18 protein-coding genes are annotated in these 17,617 nt (G+C 75.7%); 6 read left to right on the top strand and 12 right to left on the bottom strand.

Annotated features, from left to right (window positions below; translation table 11 throughout):
- Nucleotides 1-3: 3 nt before the first annotated feature.
- The 6 genes from BM165_RS00170 to BM165_RS00145 all read right to left on the bottom strand — a co-directional run bounded on the left by BM165_RS00170 (nt 4) and on the right by BM165_RS00145 (nt 5,970).
- A complete protein-coding gene (locus BM165_RS00170) occupies nt 4-1,320 on the bottom strand; it encodes an MFS transporter (protein WP_075011525.1) in 1,317 nt (438 codons plus the stop codon).
- Nucleotides 1,321-1,418: 98 nt separating this feature from the next.
- A complete protein-coding gene (gene purU / locus BM165_RS00165; protein WP_075012038.1) occupies nt 1,419-2,303 on the bottom strand; it encodes a formyltetrahydrofolate deformylase in 885 nt (294 codons plus the stop codon).
- Between the two features lie 32 nt (nt 2,304-2,335).
- Nucleotides 2,336-3,253: a non-homologous end-joining DNA ligase gene (gene ligD / locus BM165_RS00160; RefSeq protein WP_244273937.1), complete on the bottom strand. Its 918-nt coding sequence runs from the start codon at nt 3,251-3,253 to the stop codon at nt 2,336-2,338.
- Between the two features lie 10 nt (nt 3,254-3,263).
- On the bottom strand, nt 3,264-4,253 hold the full coding sequence (gene ligD, locus BM165_RS00155) for a non-homologous end-joining DNA ligase (protein ID WP_083426894.1): 990 nt from the start codon (nt 4,251-4,253) through the stop codon (nt 3,264-3,266).
- A 3-nt stretch (nt 4,254-4,256) separates the two neighbouring features.
- Nucleotides 4,257-5,225 (bottom strand): non-homologous end joining protein Ku, encoded by a 969-nt coding sequence (locus tag BM165_RS00150; RefSeq protein WP_075012035.1) that lies wholly within the window; start codon nt 5,223-5,225, stop codon nt 4,257-4,259.
- A gap of 127 nt (nt 5,226-5,352) precedes the next feature.
- Nucleotides 5,353-5,970 carry a DUF1360 domain-containing protein gene (locus BM165_RS00145; protein WP_083426893.1) on the bottom strand — a complete coding sequence of 206 codons (618 nt, stop codon included), beginning with the start codon at nt 5,968-5,970 and terminating at the stop codon, nt 5,353-5,355.
- Nucleotides 5,971-6,151: 181 nt separating this feature from the next.
- Between BM165_RS00145 and BM165_RS00140 the strand changes: the two genes are divergently transcribed.
- Nucleotides 6,152-6,667, top strand: coding sequence for a hypothetical protein (locus BM165_RS00140; protein WP_075011523.1), 516 nt, complete (start codon nt 6,152-6,154; stop codon nt 6,665-6,667).
- A 273-nt stretch (nt 6,668-6,940) separates the two neighbouring features.
- Nucleotides 6,941-7,336 carry an STAS domain-containing protein gene (locus BM165_RS00135; protein ID WP_083426892.1) on the top strand — a complete coding sequence of 132 codons (396 nt, stop codon included), beginning with the start codon at nt 6,941-6,943 and terminating at the stop codon, nt 7,334-7,336.
- A gap of 75 nt (nt 7,337-7,411) precedes the next feature.
- On the opposite strand, the gene BM165_RS00130 is transcribed toward BM165_RS00135, so the two are convergent.
- The gene (locus tag BM165_RS00130) at nt 7,412-8,422 is read right to left on the bottom strand and encodes a DNA topoisomerase IB (protein WP_075011522.1); all 1,011 of its coding nucleotides are present in this window, start codon (nt 8,420-8,422) and stop codon (nt 7,412-7,414) included.
- Nucleotides 8,423-8,468: 46 nt separating this feature from the next.
- A complete protein-coding gene (locus tag BM165_RS00125; RefSeq protein ID WP_244273936.1) occupies nt 8,469-10,301 on the bottom strand; it encodes a SpoIIE family protein phosphatase in 1,833 nt (610 codons plus the stop codon).
- 283 nt (nt 10,302-10,584) lie between these two features.
- On the opposite strand from BM165_RS00125, the gene BM165_RS00120 reads away from it, so the two are divergent.
- Together BM165_RS00120 and BM165_RS00115 are read left to right on the top strand one after the other, a co-directional pair.
- The gene (locus BM165_RS00120) at nt 10,585-11,094 is read left to right on the top strand and encodes an ATP-binding protein (RefSeq protein WP_075011520.1); all 510 of its coding nucleotides are present in this window, start codon (nt 10,585-10,587) and stop codon (nt 11,092-11,094) included.
- Nucleotides 11,091-12,098, top strand: a complete 1,008-nt coding sequence (locus BM165_RS00115; protein WP_075011519.1) for an RNA polymerase sigma factor SigF — start codon at nt 11,091-11,093, stop codon at nt 12,096-12,098. Before BM165_RS00120 ends, BM165_RS00115 begins: the two co-directional genes overlap by 4 nt.
- 81 nt (nt 12,099-12,179) lie before the next feature.
- Here the strand turns inward: BM165_RS00115 and BM165_RS00110 are convergent, their stop codons facing one another.
- Together BM165_RS00110 and BM165_RS00105 are read right to left on the bottom strand one after the other, a co-directional pair.
- Nucleotides 12,180-13,382, bottom strand: a complete 1,203-nt coding sequence (locus tag BM165_RS00110; RefSeq protein WP_075011518.1) for an SPFH domain-containing protein — start codon at nt 13,380-13,382, stop codon at nt 12,180-12,182.
- A gap of 75 nt (nt 13,383-13,457) precedes the next feature.
- Nucleotides 13,458-13,898: an NfeD family protein gene (locus BM165_RS00105; RefSeq protein ID WP_075011517.1), complete on the bottom strand. Its 441-nt coding sequence runs from the start codon at nt 13,896-13,898 to the stop codon at nt 13,458-13,460.
- An 80-nt stretch (nt 13,899-13,978) separates the two neighbouring features.
- On the opposite strand from BM165_RS00105, the gene BM165_RS00100 reads away from it, so the two are divergent.
- Nucleotides 13,979-14,713, top strand: coding sequence for a hypothetical protein (locus tag BM165_RS00100; RefSeq protein WP_075011516.1), 735 nt, complete (start codon nt 13,979-13,981; stop codon nt 14,711-14,713).
- A 109-nt stretch (nt 14,714-14,822) separates the two neighbouring features.
- On the opposite strand, the gene BM165_RS00095 is transcribed toward BM165_RS00100, so the two are convergent.
- A complete protein-coding gene (locus tag BM165_RS00095) occupies nt 14,823-15,674 on the bottom strand; it encodes a class I SAM-dependent methyltransferase (protein ID WP_075011515.1) in 852 nt (283 codons plus the stop codon).
- A gap of 113 nt (nt 15,675-15,787) precedes the next feature.
- On the opposite strand from BM165_RS00095, the gene BM165_RS00090 reads away from it, so the two are divergent.
- Nucleotides 15,788-16,411, top strand: a complete 624-nt coding sequence (locus tag BM165_RS00090; protein WP_075011514.1) for a hemerythrin domain-containing protein — start codon at nt 15,788-15,790, stop codon at nt 16,409-16,411.
- Between the two features lie 32 nt (nt 16,412-16,443).
- On the opposite strand, the gene BM165_RS00085 is transcribed toward BM165_RS00090, so the two are convergent.
- Entirely contained in the window at nt 16,444-17,565 is a 1,122-nt protein-coding gene (locus BM165_RS00085; protein WP_083426890.1) for a ferrochelatase, read from the bottom strand.
- Between the last annotated feature and the right edge of the window lie 52 nt (nt 17,566-17,617).

Raw genomic sequence — 17,617 nt, 5'->3', positions numbered from 1 at the left:
CGGTCACCGGCCGGCGGCCACCGGCCGCCGCGCGCGCACCACGGCGAAGGCCAGCGCGCCGAGCACCCCGACGACGGCGAACAGGTAGAAGCCCCACGGGTAGGCGATCCCCGCCGTCACCAGGGCGCCGGTGATCACCGGGCCGACGATGGCGCCGATCCGCCCCGCCCCCGCCGACCAGCCCAGCGCGGTGGCCCGCGCGTGCGGCGGGTTGTTGGCGCTCGTGAACGCGTAGACGAGCACCTGCGCGGAGAAGACGAAGCAGCCGGTCAGGAAGCACATGAGGTACAGGCCGGCGGTGGGCAGCTCGACCGACAGCAGGGCGAGGAAGACCGCGCCGGAGGCGAACCAGATCATCCCCGCGGTGCGGGCGCCGATGCGGTCGGCCACGGTCCCGGCGACCAGCAGCCCGACGATCGCCCCGACGTTGAGGACCAGCAGGAAGGCCAGCGAGTCGCCGAGGTCGTAGCCGGCCTCGCGCATGATCGTGGGCAGCCAGTTGTTCAGGCCGTAGACCAGCAGCAGGCCCATGAACGACGTGACCCCGATGGCCAGGGTGTTGCGCGCGTACCCCCCGGTGAACAGCGACCGGACCGTCGCCGCCGCCCCCGCGCTCGCACCGGCCGGGGCCGGAGCCGCGGTGTCCTCCGGCTCCAGCCCGTACCGGCGGGCCACGTCCTCGGCCTCGGCCCGGCGACCGGCGGCCAGCAGCCAGGACGCCGACTCCGGCAGCCGGGCCACCATCAGCGGCACCAGGACCAGCGCCGGGGCCGCACCGATGACGAACATCCACCGCCAGCCCAGCGACGGGATCACCACGATCGCCAGGGCGGCGGTCGCGACGGCGCCCACGTGGTAGCCGGTCATCATCGTCGTGGTGGCGCGGCCGCTGCGGCCGGCGCCGGTGAACTCGTTGACCATGGCGATCGCGGTGGGCAGGCAGCCGCCCAGGCCCACCCCCGCCAGGAAGCGCAGCACCCCGAACACGGTCGCGTTCGGCGCGAACGCGCACAGCAGGGTGAGCAGCGAGAAGGCCGCCACCGCGCCGATGAGGGCCTTGCGGCGGCCGACGACGTCGGTGAGCGTGCCGATCGTCAGTGCCCCGACCATCATCCCGACGAGGCCGATGGTCACGACGGCGGTGGCGCCGGTGCCGGACAGCGCGTACTCCCCCGGCTCCCTGAGCGTGGGGAGGACGGTGCCGACGACCACGAGGTCGAAGCCGTCGAGCAGGACCGCGACCCAGCACAGCGGGGCCACCCAGCCGACGGCGCCGGCCGCCGTCCCGGACGTCGTCGGGCGCGTGGGCGTGGTGCTCATGGGGACCTCCGCGGCGAGGTGGTCAGCACGGTCGACCGACGGTAGGTGCGCGGTACGGCGTCCCCCACTCGGGTCCCGCCCAGCGGAAGCGTCCTCCCTCAGGCGAAGACGATGGTCCGGTCACCCTCCACGATGACGCGGTCCTCGACGTGCCAGGTGACCGCCTGGGCGAGCACCTGCCGCTCCACGTAGCGGCCGACCCGGCGCATGTCCTCGACCGTGGCGCGGTGGTCGACCCGCGCCACCTCCTGCTCGATGATCGGCCCGGCGTCGAGCTCGGGGGTCACGTAGTGCGCCGTCGCCCCGATCAGCTTGACGCCGCGGTCGTGCGCCGCCTGGTACGGGTTGGCGCCCACGAACGCCGGCAGGAAGCTGTGGTGGATGTTGATCAGCCGCTCGGGGAAACGGCTGCAGAAGTCGGCCGACACGATCTGCATGTAGCGGGCCAGCACCACCAGGTCGACGTCGCCGACGAGCTCCAGCGCCCGGGCCTCCGCCGCCGCCTTGGTCGCCGGCGTCACGGGCACGTGGTGGAAGGGCACCCCCGCCGCGACGGCGACCGGCTCGAGGTCGGGGTGGTTGGAGACGACGGCGGCGATGTCGGCGCGCAGGTCACCGGCGCGCACGCGGTAGAGCAGCTCCTGCAGCACGTGGTCGGTCCTCGACACGAAGACGGCCAGCCGCGGCCGGCGCGCGGCCTCGGCCAGCCGCCAGGTCAGCTGCCACTGGGCCGCGAGCAGCTCGAGCGCGCCCTCCAGCTGCGGGCGGCGCTGCGACAGGCCGGGCAGCACGAACTCCAGCCGCAACGTGAAGGTGCCGCCGGTCGGGTCGGAGGAGTGCTGCTGGGACTCGGTGATGTTCGCGCCGACGTCGGCCAGCAGCCGCGAGAGCACCGCGACGATGCCCGGCCGGTCGGGGCAGCGCACCACCAGCCGCCCCACGTCGGTGGTGGCGGGGTCGTGGGCGAGCGGGGCGGCGGACACGGTGCGCCATGGTGGCAGGGCGGCCGCCCCGGTCACACGGCGGGCAGACGGGCCCGGGTCCGCTCCGCGACGTCGAAGAGGTCCCCGTACTCCTCCACCCGCGCGAGCACCTCCTCGGTGCGGAACCGCAGCTCGCCGGGGTCGGCGCCGCCGCGGACGGCGTCCACCTCGTCCCAGCCGACCGGGGTGGACACCGGGGCGTCGGGACGGGCGCGCATCGAGTACGGCGCCACGGTGGTCTTCGCGGGGTTGTTCTGGCTCCAGTCGACGAGCACCTTGCCCGGGCGCAGTACCTTCTCCATCCGCCACACGACACGGTCGGGGGTCTCGGCGGACAGCTCCTGGGCCAGCGCCTTGGCGTAGCGGGACGGGTGGTCGCGGTCGGTGACCCGGATCGGCGCGTACACCTGCATGCCCTTGGAGCCCGACGTCTTGACCACCGGGTCCAGCCCGTCGGCGACCAGCGCCACCCGCAGCCGCTCGGCCAGGTCGCAGCACTCGGCGATGCCGGCCTGCGGCCCCGGGTCGAGGTCGAGCACGAGCAGGTCGGGCAGCGTCGGCTGCAGCTTGCTGCCCACCTGCCACTGCGGGACGTGCAGCTCCAGCGCGGCGAGGTTGGCCGCCCACGCGAGGTCGGCGACGGTCTCCAGCAGCACCATCTCCAGCACCTCGCGGTCCCGGGAGCTGCCCGGGCTGGGCACGGTCACCCTCCGCACCCAGTCCGGCGCGTGGCGGGCGGTGTTCTTCTCGTAGAACGCCTGCCCCTCGACGCCGTCGGGCCAGCGGGTGAAGGTGACCGGCCGCCCCGACAGGTGCGGCAGGAGCACCGGCGCGATCCGCACGTAGTAGTCGATGACCGCGGCCTTGGTGAACGAGACCTCGGGGAAGAGCACCTTGTCGAGGTTGGACACCGACAGCTGCCGGCCCTCGACGCGCACCCGCTGCTTCACGGCGTCCCCCTCACGGGGACCACTCCACGACGACGTCGTCGACGTCGAGGTCGTCGCGCAGCCCCCGCCACGCAGGGTGGCGCATCCGGCCGTCCGCGGTCCACGCCGCGAAGGCCACCTCGCCCACGAGGTCCGGCTCGGCCCACCGCGCATCCCGGGCGACGTCGCGGGGGACGTCGCCGGCGAACGGCGTCCTGGGGCGGGCCGTGAGCAGCTCCCCGAGCTCGCGCAGCGCCGCGTCGGTGAACCCGGTGCCCACGTGCCCGGCGTAGACCAGCCGGCCGTCGTCGTCGTGGACGCCGACCAGCAGCGAGCCCACTCCCCCGGCCCGCCGCCCCTTGCCCGGCCGCCACCCGCCGACGACGACGCTCTGCATCCGCAGGTGCTTGACCTTGCGCCACTCCGGGGCGCGCACGCCCGGCCGGTAGGCCGAGTCCAGCCGCTTGGCCACCACGCCCTCGAGACCGTTGTCGCGGCTGGCGGCGTGCACGTCGGCGCCGCCGCCGCGGAACCACGGGGTGGTGACCCAGCGCCGGCCCTGTGCGCCCAGGCCGTCGAGCCGCTCGCGGCGCTCGTCGTAGGGCAGGTCGAGCAGGCTCTCCCCGGCGACGGTCAGCACGTCGAAGACGAGGTAGGTCACCGGGGCGGCGGCGGCCAGGCGGGCCACCTCGGCGCCGCCGGTGCGGTGCATGCGGTTCTGCAGCAGGCCGAAGTCGGGCCGGCCGACCCGGTCGAGGGCCACCACCTCGCCGTCGACGACGACGTCGGTGCCCACCAGCCCGTCCGGCGCCGGGTTCAGTTCGGGATAACGGGCGGTGATCGGCGTGCCGCTGCGGGCCCACAGCTCGGCCCGGCCGTCGCGCACGGCGGCCAGCGCGCGGACGCCGTCCCACTTGAACTCGTAGCCCCACGCGGCGTCGTCCCCGGCGGGGGGCAGCTCCCCGGCGACGGCGAGCATCGGCGCCGGGACCGGCGGCCCGGGCAGCGGGGACGGGCGCACGGGTCAGGCGCTGCGCCGCGACGTGCGCTTGGCCGGCTCCTTCTTGGCGGCGGTGACCTTGCGCGCGCGCGTGCGGGCCGGCGCCTCCTCAGCGGCGGCGGGCTCGGCCTTCTCCGCGGGGGCCTTTTTCCGCGCCGGAGCGGTCTTCTTCGCCGGCGCCCGGCGGGCCGATGCCGGGGCCTCGTCCTCCTCGGCCGCTCCGCCGCGGGCCCGCTCGACGCTGCGCCGCAGCGCGCTCATCAGGTCGACCACCGCCGCGCCAGGGTCGGCGGTCTCGGGCACCGGCTGCACGTCGCCGCCGGTCTGCTTGGCCTCCAGCAGCGCGGTCACGGCCTCGCGGTAGTCGTCGGTGAACTCACCCGGGTCGAACTCCCCGGCCATCGAGGTGATGAGCGCCTCGGCCATCTGCAGCTCCTGCGGGCGCACCGACACGTCCTCGTCGAGGAAGCCGAAGTCGGGACGGCGGATCTCGTCGGGCCAGCGCATGGTGTGCAGCACCAGGACGCCGTCGCGGACGCGCAGCGCGGCCAGCGACTCCCGCTGCCGCAGCGCGATCTTGGTGATCGCCACGCGGCCGGTGTTCTCCAGGGCGTCGCGCAGCAGGACGTAGGGGCGGGTGGCCGGGCCGTCGGGCTCGAGGTAGTAGGTCTTCTCGAAGTGCACCGGGTCGATCTCGGCCTGGTCGACGAACTGCATCACCTCGATCTCGCGCCGGGTGGACAGCGGCATCTCGGCGAGGTCGTCGTCGGTGAGGATCACCAGCTGGCCGTCGGGCAGCTCGTAGCCCTTGGCGATGTCGCCGTACTCGATCTCCTCGCCGTCGATCGAGCAGACCCGCTTGTACTTGACCCGGCCGCCGTCGGCGGCGTGCACCTGGTGGAAGCGGACGTCCTTGTCCTCCGTGGCCGAGTAGAGCTTGACCCCGATGCTGACCAGGCCGAACGAGACCGCGCCGCGCCAGATCGAGCGCATGTCCACTCCCCTTCCCCGGGCTCCGGTCCGCCGACCGGCCGGGCCCGCAGGATAGGTGCGGGCCGGCGGCCCCGGCAGCACGATCGCCGCTGGTCTCCTCCGCCCGGGGGAAGCGGGCTCCCTGTTCTCAGTCCTGTTCGGCGTGCCGGCCGGCGTCGTCACCCGGGCCGGCGTCGGCTCCCGCGGCCTCCGGCGGCGAGGGGGCCAGGGCACCGTTCTGGATGGCGTCGTAGACGAACTGCAGGACGTCGCTGCCGGCGACCAGCGTCATGGTGAACGCCGCCAGCCGGGTCGCGCGCGGCGCCGCGACGTAGCCGAAGACGAGCCCGGTGGCCACCCACTGGGCCAGGCAGAACGGACAGGTCAGCAGCTCGCCGACGGCGTGCTTCACGCCGCCGTGCTCACGGACCTCCTCGGCGACCTCCGCGTGCCCCGAGGGTCCCTGGAAGGCCGTGAACGGAGCGCGCAGCGGCGCGGTGACGGGGTCCTTGGCGATCCGGCGGGCGAGCCGGAAGGTGGCGATGGCCAGCAGGACCGCGTCCCCCGGGGGGATCCGGTCGGGCAACTCCCGCCCCGATGCCCGCACGGCCGCCGCGGCGGTCGACACCAGCCCGAGGTACACGCCCATCGCCCCGAGGTCACCGGCGAGCGGGCGGGGCTCTCCCCGGGTGTATTCGCGCTCCTGGGTGCGCACCCAGCGCCGGACCGGCGCCCCGATCCGCTGGACCTCGTCTGCGATCGCCATGCCGCTCTCGCTACCCCGCGGCCGGGGACGGCATGCCGGTCCGGCGCTGCGCGCCGGGTCACGCATGGGCCCGGACGCGGCGGGTAGGTCGCGATCACGACACCGGTCGCCCGACCGGTTGCCCCGTCCGCACGGACGGACGCGCGTGCCGCGGCGCACGCACCCCAGAGCGGAGGCACCCATGACCGAGCCGAACGACCCCGGGGCCGGCCACTCGGCCCTCAACGACGCCGAGTTCCCCGACGACGAGCGGGGCCTGACCGGCACCTCCGACGTCGCCGGCCTCCTCCGCCCCGAGGCCCAGACCGCCCGCGACGTCTTCCCCGAGGACGAGGGCATCCCGGAGGTCGCGCAGGACGACTCCCCCACGATGATGTCGTCGGAGGACCCGGAGTTCGCCCCGCTGCCGCGTGAGGACCCCGGCGCGGTGGTCGACTTCGGCACCACCGCGTACGAGCAGTCCGAGGGCGAGTCGCTCAGCGGCCGGCTCGAGCGCGAGGTGCCCGACGTGCAGCCCGGCGTCCGGGCGGCGGAGGACCCGCAGGCGGCGTCCATGCAGCTGGAGCAGGACACCTCGACGTCGTTCGACAGCGACTCGGGGACCAACAGGACGGCCGACGACATCGAGGCGACCGCCGACCGCCGCGCCGGCGGCGAGGGTCCCGAGGAGGCCGCCGTCCACCTCATCGACCCCTGAGGCGGCGCCTGCGCCGGCGCAGGCCCGCACCGCCCAGCCCGACAGGTCCCCTGACAGGGGAACACCTGCCGGGTTGGTTGGCGTGCGGCCACCGGGTTGTCTACGTTGTAAATGCGGTTGAGCAGGCAGCCGCGTGCGCCGGCGGCCGACCGCCTCCGGCACACCCCCCGACGACCGCCCGTCCACCCGGGGCGATGACACCCCCGGTGCTCGCGGCGGTAGATTGACCGGTGGCCGCGCCAGAGGGCGCGACCGCTGAGAGGAGCCCAGTCCGTGACCGCATCCGACCTGCCCGCCGGAGGGCACGACGTGTCGAACGAGGGCACGGAGGCACCCTTCGACGACGTGATCACGCTCTCGACCTCCACCGGTGAGGACGGCGCGGTCACGGTGACGGTCGTCGGCGAGGTCGACACCTTCACCGCCCCGGTGCTGCGTTCCTCGCTGGACACCCAGCTCGAGCAGCAGCCCCGTGAACTGGTCATCGACCTGTCCGGTGTCCAGTTCCTGGGTTCGGCCGGGCTGGCCGTCCTCGTCGAGACCCAGAAGTCGGCCCGCGCCCGCGACGTCGAGCTGCGCCTGGTCGCCACCACCCGGGCGGTCACCCGCCCGCTCGAGGTCACCGGCCTGATCGACCTGTTCACCATCGTGGACAGCACCGCCCGCTGATCCCGCACACCTGACGACGAGGCCCCGCTCCGGCGGGGCCTCGTCCGTTCCGGAGGGTCCGTTCCGGCGGGCCGGCTACGCGGACAGCAGGCGGCAGACTGCTCGCTCGAGCACCTTCTGGGCCTCGCGGTCGTCGTCGGCCCGGGCGGCGTCGGCGAGCGCGTCGGCGACCGTCTCGCCGTGCTCGTAGCGGTCGACCACCCGCGGGTCGACGTAGCTCGCCTTGCACACCGCAGGTGTGTTGCCCAGCTGCTCGGACACCCGCACGTAGGCGTCCCGGATCGTCCGGTTGCGGGCGGTGCGGCTCGGCGGCGGCGGCTGCTCGGCGAGCGCGGCGGCCATCATCACCGTGGCGTTCCACGTCCGGAAGTCCTTGGCCGTGATCTCCGCCCCGCTGACCTCCTTGAGGTAGGCGTTGATCTCGTCGCTGGTCACGTCGTGCCAGCTGCCGTCGTCCAACCGGTAGGCCAGCAGCTCGTCGCCGGCGTCGTCGGGGCGCTCGAGCAGCTGCCGGACCACGGTCGCCGTCGGCCGGTCGGTGATCTCCACCTCCCGCTCGATGCCGCCCTTGGCGGTGTACCGGAAGAACGTCCGCTCGCCCCGCACGCTCACGTGCTCCCGGCGCAGCGTGGCCAGGCCGTAGGTGCCGTTCTCCTCGGCGTACTCCTCGCTGCCGATGCGGAAGGTGCCCAGGTCCAGCAGCCGCAGCGCGCAGGCCAGCACCCGCTCCCGGTTGGGCCCGCGGGTGCGCAGCGCCGCGGCGACCCGGTCCCGGACGTCGGGCAGCTCGGAGGCGATCGCGAGGACCCGCTCGTGCTTCTCGGCGTCGCGCCGCGCCCGCCAGGCCTCGTGGTAGCGGTACTGCCGCCGACCCGCGGCGTCCAGCCCGGTGGCCTGGATGTGCCCGTTGGGCCAGGGGCAGATCCAGACGTCCTTCCAGGCCGGCGGGATGGCGATGCCCCGGATGCGGTCGAGCCGGTCGGGATCGCGGATCAGCGCGCCGGACTCGTCGCGGTAGGAGAAGCCCCGCCCGACGCGGCGCCGGGTCCAGCCCGGGCCGTGCACGTTGCTGCGCCGCAGTCTCACGCCCCGTGGATGGGCACCGCGACGGTCCCGTAAACGGACCGCCCGCTCAGCGCAGCTCGACCAGCCGCTGCATCCCGCTGACCTCGAGGATGTGCCGGGTCACGCCGCCGGCCGGCGCGTGCACGACGAGCCGCCAGCCCTCCGCCTCGGCGATCGCCGCGACGGCCAGGACCACCCGCACCGCCGCGCTGCTGAACAGCGTCACCGCGGTGAGGTCGAGCTCGACGCGGACGGTGCCGCCGTGACTCGCCTCCAGCAGCCGGATCCGCAGCTGCTCGGCGCTGGCCGTGTCGACGTCGCCGGCCGCGCGCACCACGGGGCTGCCGCCCTCCCGGTCGACGACGACCGTGGCGCCGCTGCCGCCCACCGGGTGCTCGGGCTCCTCGTCGGGCGTCTGCCGCAGCCGCGTGCGCAGCGTGACCGTGGTGCCGTGCTCGCCGCGCACCACCATCCCGTCGACGAGCTGCCGCATGATCAGCAGGCCCCGGCCGCGGTCCCCGGGGTCGCGGTCGGGGGGTCGCCAGGTGCCCTCGTCGTGCACGGTCACGGTGAGCACCCCGTCGACGTCGACCGCGGCCGTCACCCGCACCGGCCCGGGCTCGGTGTCGCGGTAGGCGTGCTCGGCGGCGTTGGCGCAGGCCTCCCCCACGGCCACCATCACGCCGACGCGGTCCTGCTCGCCCATGCCGAGGGCGGACAGCCAGGCGCCGAGGCGGCGGCGGACGGCGGGCAGCGCCGAGGGCACCGCCACCAGGTCCAGCTGTAGCGGCTCCACCGACAGGGACCGGCGGTGCGCCACCAGCACGGCGACGTCGTCGGGGCGGCCGGCGGCGGTGAGCACCCCGCCGGCGATCTCGGCCGCCAGGCCCGCCACGGCCCCGACGTCGAGCGCCTCCGGGTCGGCGAGGGCGGTGCGCGCGACGTCGCTGAGCCGGACGAGCGCCTCCGACGGCGGCGGGCCCGAGGCGGCCACGGCGCCGTCGGAGTAGAGGACCAGGGTGGCGCCGGGCTCCAGTGTGGCGCGGGCCACCGGGGTCGGGGTGCCGGCGAGCGTGCCCAGCGGCGGCCGCGCGGTCACCGGGAGGAAGTCGGTGGTGCCGTCGGCGTGCACCAGCAGTGGCGCCGGGTGACCGGCCGCGGCGTAGGTCAGCGCTCCGGTGGCGGCGTCGAGGACGGCGTAGAAGACCGACGCCCCCTGGACGTCGTCCATCTGGGCGGCGAAGTCGTCGAGCGCGGCCAGGACGGCCGCCGGGGCGGGGTCGCGCAGCGCGCTGGAGCGCATGGCGCCCCGCAGCCGGCTCATCGCCGCCGCGGCGGGCACGCCGTGACCGACGGCGTCGCCGATCACCAGGGCGAGGCGGCCGTGCCCCAGCGACACCGCGTCGTACCAGTCGCCGCCGGCCGACCGGGCCGAGGTGGCGGGGTGGTAGCTCCCCGACAGGCGGACGTCGGGCAGCAGCGGCAGCGACGGCGGCAGCAGGGAGTGCTGCGCCTGGCCGACGACGTCGACGGCCGGCCCGTGCCCCGGCGCGCCGCCGTCCGCACCGGCCCGCATGCCGTCGACGCCCTCACCGCCCTCGACGACCAGCACGGCGCCCGGGTCGGGGCCGGCGGCCAGCGGGCGCACCGCCACGGTGACCGGCGGCCCGCCGCCGCTCAGGGCGCCGGTGAGGGTCGCCGGGCGTCCCGTGCGCAGCACGCCGGCGACCAGGTCGGCGACCGGCCGGCCGCCGACCACCGGCAGGTCGGAGGGGGTGGACCCGAGCTCCCGGGCGCGGGCGTTGGCCCATACCGTGCGCTGCTCCGGGCCGGTGACGAACCACAGCGCCGAGGGGGCGTCCTCCAGGGCCGCGACCAGCGCGGCCGGGCCCTCGTCCACGACGGGACGGGGCCCCGGTGGCAGGCTGTCCTGGCTTGCGTTCATCCGGCACAAGCAGACAACAGGGCCGATACACCGGCAACCGCGCACACCGACCCGGCGACGTCCGGTTTCACCGGCACGGGAGGCGGGTACGACGGCGCGCTGGCGCACGACCGGGTGAGCACCCGGCCCCGGGCGGACCCCGGGAGGACCCGGCGGGCAGGATGGAGCCGGGCACCCCGGGACGCCGACGACGGCGGACGCGGGGAGGCCGGCGGAACGGACGAGGAGCGGACCACCGATGGCGGATTCGAGGGGCACGCCCGCCCAGGACGGGCGGCGCGCGGAACGGCTGGAGCTGCGCGTGCCCACCACGCCGACACAGCTGCCCGCGGTGCGGGCGATGGCCGGCGACCTGGCCATCCGCATGGACTACGACCTCGACTCGGTCGAGGACCTGCGCCTCGCGGTCGACGAGGCCTGCGCGACCCTCACCGCGATCGCCCTGGGCGACGCCCCGCTGACCGTGGTGTTCGAGACGACCCGCGCGGGGCTGCACATCGACGCGTGGGTGCCCACGGCCGAGGGGACGCAGGTCCCCCGCGACGGCTTCGGCTGGGCGGTCCTGCAGACCCTGGCCGACAACGTCGACGGCCGGCCGGCCACCCAGGCCACCGTGCCCGGCGGCGACGGCAGCGACTCGGCCGTCGCCGTGATCTCCATGGACAAGTACCTGCCCGGACAACGGCTGGGCGAGCTCGTCGGCCGCGCGGGCGGCGGCACGGGCAGCGACCTCACGGTCGCCCCGTGACGTCGGCGGCCGCCAGCAGCCGGGCCGTCGAGGAGGACCCCCTGGACGACGCCACCGCCGACCCGACCGACGCCGTCACCGCCGAGGACGCCGTCACCGGGGGCACCGCCACCGAGGGCGCCGCCGTCGGTGACGCGCCGGAGACCACGCCGGACCCGGCCGTCGAGCCCGACACCGTCGAGGCCGACACCGTCGAGCCCGACACCGTCGAGGCAGCCGAGCCCGACAGCCCGCCCGTGTCGGACAACCGCCGCCGGGCCGAGCGGACGGCGCCGCTGTTCGCCGAGCTCGCCACGCTGGAGAAGGCCGACCCGCGCCGGGAACGGCTGCGCGAGATCCTCGTCGAGGAGCACCTGCCCCTGGTCCGGCACTTCGCGCGCCGGTTCAGCAACCGCGGCGAGCCCTTCGACGACCTGCTGCAGGTGGGCACGCTCGGCCTGATCGCGGCGATCGACCGGTTCGACCCCAACCGCGGCGTGGAGTTCCTCTCCTTCGCCGTCCCCACCATCACCGGTGAGATCAAGCGGCACTTCCGCGACCAGGGCTGGTCGGTGCGGGTGCCCCGCCGGCTGCAGGAGCTGCACCTGTCGCTCAACTCCGCCGTCGGCGAGCTGGCGCAGAAGAACGGCCGCGCCCCGACGCCGTCGGAGCTGGCCGAGCACCTGGGCATCCCGCGCGAGGAGGTGCTGGAGGGTCTCGCGGTGGCCAACGCCTACCGCAGCAGCTCGCTCGACGAGCGGCTCTCCGGCGAGGACGACTCCCCCACGCTCGCGGCCACCCTCGGCGAGGAGGACGCCGCGCTGGAGGGCGTGGAGTACCGCGAGTCGCTGCAGCCGCTGCTGGCCACCATCCCGGCCCGCGAGCGCCGCATCCTCATCCTGCGGTTCTTCGGGAACATGACCCAGTCGCAGATCGCCGCCGACATCGGCATCTCCCAGATGCACGTCTCCCGGCTGCTGTCCCAGACGCTGGCCAAGCTCCGCGAGGGCCTGCTCAAGGACTGACGAAGGACCCCCTCACCCCCCACCACTCGCTCCGCTCGCGGCGGGCCCCTGCGAGGGGGCCGTTCCAGCACGTCCCGGACGTCAGGCGGGCGGGGGCGTGCCGTCCTGCCGGACGACGCCGTTCTCCGCGGCGCGGGCCAGGTCGGTCGTCGGGGGCAGCTGGGGCGAGGGCAGCTGCGGGGAGGGCACGGCCGGGCCGTCGTCGGCGATGCTCGTCAGGTCGATCCGCGCCTCCGGCTGCGCGGCGGCCGGGGGCAGGCGCGACTCGAACCAGCTGCTGGTGTCGATGGGCTCGACCGGCGCGGAGCCGTTGCCCGGCGTGGGGACGTCGAGGAACGAGCGGCTCTCGCCGTCGCCGCCGCCGAGCCGGGACAGCCCCTCCAGCGCCTTGCTGAACTCGCTGGGGACGATCCACATCTTGTTGGCGTCGCCCTGGGCGATCTGCGGCAGCGTCTGCAGGTACTGGTAGGCCAGCAGCCCCTGGTCGGGCTTGCCGTCGTGGATGGCCTGGAACACCGTCTCGATCGACTTCGCCTGGCCCTGCGCCTGCAGGAACAGGGCCGCCCGCTCACCCTCGGCGCGCAGGATCCGGCTCTGCCGCTCGGCCTCGGCCTCCAGGATCGCCGCCTGCTTGCGGCCCTCGGCCGACAGGATCGCCGAGGCCTTCTGCCCCTCCGCCGTGGTGATCGCCGACTGCCGGGCACCCTCGGCCTGCAGGATGATCGCCCGCTTGTCGCGGTCGGCGCGCATCTGCTTCTCCATCGAGTCGCGGATGGACGGCGGCGGGTCGATGGCCTTGATCTCGACGCGGGCCACGCGCAGCCCCCACGGGCCGGTGGTGCCGTCGAGGACCTCGCGCAGCTGGCTGTTGATGCCGTCGCGGCCGGTCAGGGCGCCCTCCAGGTTGAGCCCGCCGACGACGTTGCGCAGCGTCGTGGTGGTGAGCTGCTCCATGCCCTGGATGTAGTTGGCGATGCCGTACGTGGCCAGCCGCGGCTCGGTCACCTGGAAGTAGACGACGGTGTCGATGCCGACCTGCAGGTTGTCCGAGGTGATCACCGGCTGCGGCGGGAAGGAGATGACCTGCTCGCGCAGGTCGATGGTCGCGCGCACCCGGTCGACGAAGGGAACCAGGAACGACAGGCCCGGCGAGAGCGTGCGGCTGTAACGACCGAGCCGCTCGACCACCTTGGCCTGGGCCTGGGGGACGATCGTCACGGCCTTCGCCGCGACGAGCAGGAACAGCGCGACGACGACGATCAGGGCGATCAGCGCAGGGCTCACGGTCGGCCTCCGGGGTGTGGGGTCGTTCCGCCCCATGATCCCCGCTCGCGGAGCCGCGCAGGTCACGCGCCCGCATCAGTGTTCGACGAACGCCTCGCCCACGACCGCGGTCGCACCGTCGACCTGGAGGATGCGCACGGTCGTGCCCACCTCGAAGGTGTCGTCGAACTCCGCCCGGGCGGTCCACTCGTCGGCGCCCACCTGGATGCGGCCACTGGAGCGACCGACGGTGCGGGTGACGACGGCGGTGCTGCCCACCAGGGCCTGGACGCCGTCGATCTGCTTCGGCGTCCCCCGCTCCAGGTGCGCCTTGGCGACCGGCCGCACGCCGGCGATGAGGAACGCCGACACGGCGAGGAAGGCGATCAGCTGGAACGGCACCCCGCCGCCGGCGAGCGCGACGGCCATGCCGCCCAGGGCGCCGCCGGCGAACATCAGCAGGACCAGGTCGAGGCTGACCACCTCGCCGGCGGTGAACAGCCCCGCGGCGACCAGCCAGAGCACCCACGCAGCCATGCCCCGGAGTGTCCCAGACTCCCGTCCTCCGGTGGTCCCCCGCGACGGCGCCGGCCGCTGCACCGACATAGCCTCGGTGGGTGCACGACCTCCTCGCCGGCCGCGTCGCCGCCTGGGCCACCGCCTGGCTCGCCGGCCGCACCTCCACCGACGCCGCGCTCGACGCGCTCGCCGACGACCGCGCCCACCTCGTCGCCAGCATGCCCGGCGCGGACGGCGCCGTGCCGCTGGGCCGGGCGCTGACCGCCCTGCGCGGGCTCGGCGAGCGCCGGCTCCGGCTGGTGCTGCCGGTCCCCGGCGACGTCCGGGGCCTGCCGCCGGCACCGGGGCTGGCCGCGCTCGCGCTGGAGGCCGGGCAGGCGGCGGTGGGCACCCGGATTGCGCTGGTCCCCGAGAGCGCGGGCCCCGAGGCGGTGACCTGGACGGCGGTCGACCTCGGCGGTGTCCCGCCCGCGCCGCCGCCGGCGGAGGGCTCGCTGCGCGCGGTGTCCGGCGCGCTCGACCTCGCGGTGGCCGATGCCGCCCGCACGCTCGCCGCCCTCGACCTCGCCCGCTGGCACCCCGAGGTGCCGGCGCTGCTGTCCGGTCTGGCCGGTGCGCAGGCGCCGGGGCTCCCGCCGGACACCGACCCGCTGGCGGTGTCGGTGCTGGCCCGCGCCCGGCGCCTGGCTCGGGTGCTCGACCTGGCGACCGCCGACGCCCCGGGCGGGGCGGTCACCGGGGGCCAGGCCGCCGCCCGCGACGACGCGCTGCGCCCGCTGGCCGACGCCGTCCGCGAGGCCACCGTCGCCGCCTGCAACGCCGTCCCCCGCTAGCCGGCCGGTCGGGTCCAGCCCGCGTGAACCGCATCCGGGGTGTTCCTCGTGCTCCTGGGGTGCTGCAGGACCCGCGGAGCGCGAGGAACACCCGAGGAGCGGCCGTGCGTCACGGCCGGCGGGCGGTCACCAGCCAGGCGGCCGAGCCGAACTCGACGCCGTCGGGGGTGACGTGGTCGGCGAGCCGCCGGCGCAGGTCGGCCAGCGCCCGGCCGCGGGCGGCGTCGTCGAGGCCGTCGAGCAGCCAGCCCGCGAAGCCCAGGACGAACCTCAGGGCGTCGTCGACGTCGGCACCCCACCACTCCGGCTCGACCAGACCCTCGATCTCCACCTGACGGTGACCCGAGGCGGTGAGCACCTCGTGGATCCGCCCGGGATCGGCGAGGGAGAACGGGCCCGGCGCACCCGGGGGCGGCGCGGGCAGCGGCCGCCCGGCGGCCAGGGCACCCAGGATCTCGGTCATCCACTCGTTGGCCTCCAGCGCCTGCCACACCAGCAGGACCAGCCGCCCACCGGGCACCAGCGCCCGGCCGACGTTGGCCAGCGCGGCCACCGGGTCGGCGAAGAACATCGCGCCGGTCCGGCTGACCGCCACGTCGAAGCCGGCCGGCGGGAAGGCCGCCACCTGGGCGTCGGCCTGCTCGAACCGGACGCCGGTCAGCCCCTCAGCGGCGGCGCGCTGCCGGGCGACCTCGAGCATCGCCGAGGAGAGGTCCACGCCGAGGGCCGACCCGGTGACCCGGGCGGCGTCCCGCGTCGTCCGGCCGGTGCCGCAGCCGACGTCGAGGACCCGGTCGCCCGGGTGCAGGTCGGCCGCGGCGAGGAACGGCTCGTCGTAGCGGGCCACCGCCCGGTCGAAATGGTCGGCCTGCGCGGCCCAGTACGCACCCTGCGCGCCGTCCCAGGCGCCCAGTTGCGCGGCGTTGCCGGGGTCGACGTCGGGAACCCTGGCAGTGACCACGGCACACCGTCCTCGTCCGGCCCCCGGTGCGCCGACGGTGCACCTACGGGCACCGCCGCGTCAACGCCCGCGGGCGCCCTGCGGGGACGGCGCCGGCGTTAGCGTGCGGGGGCATGACCGCGCCGACCAGGAACGGCCTGATCCACGACGCCGTGCGCCGGGACCTCGCCCGCCTGGCCGCCGCGCTCGACCCCTGGCAGGACGGCGACCGCGCCCGCGGCGCCCGGCTCGAGCGGGCGTTCGCCGACCTGCGGCGGGAGCTCACCCACCACCACGAGGGCGAGGACGCCCACGTGTGGCCCTTCCTCGCGGGCACCGGCGTCGGGCAGGACCTGCTCGCCGAGATGGAGAGCGAGCACGAGGCGATGTCGGCGGCGCTCGCCGCGACCGCGGCCGACCTCGCGACGCTCGCCCGCACCGGCGCGGCGGCCGACGCCGAGGCCGCCCGCGCCGTGGTCGGGCACCACCTCGACCACGAGGAGGAGGCTCTGGAGCCGCTGCTCCGGCAGCACGAGGGCACCGCCGAGTGGCGGGCGGTCACCGCGAAGCTGCGGCACCGCTCCCCCGGCGACGCCGGCTGCTTCTCCGCCTGGCTCACCGACGGGATCCGCGACGCCGACCGGGCGGCGCTGCGCGCGACCGTGCCGCCGCCGGTGACCGGCGTGCTGACCCGCGTGTCCGGCCGCCGCCACGCCCGCGACGTCGCCCCGGTGTGGCGGGAGCCCGTCCGCCGCTGAGCCCCCACCCGACGCGAGGGCGGGGTCGCGGCTCAGGCGGGGCGGGCCGCCGGGCGCGCGACGTGGCAACAGGCGGCCGGGCAGTTGGTGCCCAGCCGCGGCTCCCCGCCGGCGCGGCGCTCCTGCAGCAGCTCGCGCACCATCGCCACGAACGCCGGGTGGGTGCCCGCGGTCCCGCCCCGCACGAACGCCAGCCCGAGCTCCTCGGCGGTCTCCTTCGCCTCGTTGTCGAGGTCCCAGATCACCTCGAGGTGGTCGCTGACGAACCCGACGGGGAACAGCACGACCGCCGTCTCGCCGTTCTCGTGCAGCGCGCGCAGGTGGTCGTTGACGTCGGGCTCCAGCCACGGCACCGACGGCGGCCCGCTGCGGCTCTGCCACACCAGGTCGAACTCCCGCCCCGGCGCGACGGCGTCGACGACGGCCCGCGCGGCGGCCGTCAGCTCGTCCTCGTAGGCGTGCCCCTCGGGCCCGGCGACGGCGGCCATCGCGTCGGGGATCGAGTGCGCCGTCGCGACCAGGCGGGCGGTGCCCCGGTGCTCCTCGGGCAGCTGCGCGAGGGCGGCGGCGAGCGCGTCGGCGTTGGCCCGCACGAAGCCGGGGCTGTCGAAGTAGTGCGGCAGCTTCTCGGCGGTGGGGCCGCCGCCGGTCGCGATCCGGGCCCGGGCGACGTCCTCGTGGTACTGCCGGCAGCCGGAGTAGGAGGCGTAGGCGGAAGTGGCCAGGACGTAGGCGTGCTCGATGCCGTCGTCGGTCATCTGCTGCCAGACGTCCTCGACGTAGGGGTCCCAGTTGCGGTTGCCCCAGTACACGGGCAGGTCGACGCCGGAGGCGGCGAGGTCGGCGCGGATCGCGGCGACCAGCGCCTCGTTCTGCTCGTTGATCGGGCTGACGCCGCCGAAGTGGTGGTAGTGCTCGGCGACGTCGAGCAGCCGCTCCCGGGGCACGCCGCGGCCGCGGGTCACGTTCTCGAGGAACGGCATGACGTCGTCGTGGCCGCGGGGCCCGCCGAAAGAGAGGACCAGCAGCGCCTCGCGGCGGCCGGCCGGGGAGGGGGCGGCCGCGGGCGGCGTCCCCCCGTTGTTGCGGACGGCGAGCGAGGGGTCCTCGTCGGGTCGCTGGCCGGGGTTCAGGTCGACGGTGGCGCGGGGCACGTGCTCTCTTCCTGTGCGCCGGGAGGCGCGGATGCGGATCGGCGGGTGGCTG

It is taken from the genome of Geodermatophilus obscurus (assembly GCF_900115395.1).
GTDB lineage: Bacteria > Actinomycetota > Actinomycetes > Mycobacteriales > Geodermatophilaceae > Geodermatophilus > Geodermatophilus obscurus_B.
The sequence above is the reverse complement of the archived record's forward strand: the minus strand, read 5'-3'. Positions and strand labels throughout refer to the sequence as shown.